At 30.5% G+C, this 423-nt stretch carries 2 protein-coding genes; both read right to left on the minus strand.

Going from position 1 to position 423, the window contains the following annotated elements; translation table 11 throughout:
• A partial coding sequence (locus AOG55_RS09615) for a hypothetical protein (RefSeq protein WP_236688942.1) occupies positions 1–190 on the minus strand: 190 nt, incomplete at its 3' end.
• A gap of 3 nt (positions 191–193) precedes the next feature.
• Positions 194–423 (minus strand): hypothetical protein (locus tag AOG55_RS00520; protein WP_236688943.1); only part of this gene is annotated, 230 nt, incomplete at its 5' end.

A 423-nucleotide genomic window follows, 5' to 3' on the forward strand; every position in this document is an offset into this window, starting at 1 on the left:
TTAAAACTATAAAAATTACACTATAGACTAACATTAAAGATTCTAATATAATCATAACTGTGTTTCTTGTTCTTATTGATACAATAAAATCTAAAAAACTTGCAATGAGCAGCATTATAAATGATGCCAGAAATAACTTTAACGCCTTTGGTTTTATTGCTGTTCCATCCTTTAATATGCTTTTTAACATAGCTTACCATCCTTCAAAACACGAATTGCCTATAAAATAAGCACCAATACCTAAGCCGAATAAAACACCTCCCATACCACCTAAAAACAATAGGCCTACAATAACAGGAGTGCCAACTCCAATAGTAGATATTTCAAATGCTGCTATTCCCATAAGCAACACCATTAATACAACTATTTCCGATAAGATTGTTAGAATACAATTCAACTCATTATCTATTGCTATACCTAAAA

It is taken from the genome of Acidiplasma cupricumulans (assembly GCF_001402935.1).
GTDB lineage: Archaea > Thermoplasmatota > Thermoplasmata > Thermoplasmatales > Thermoplasmataceae > Acidiplasma > Acidiplasma aeolicum.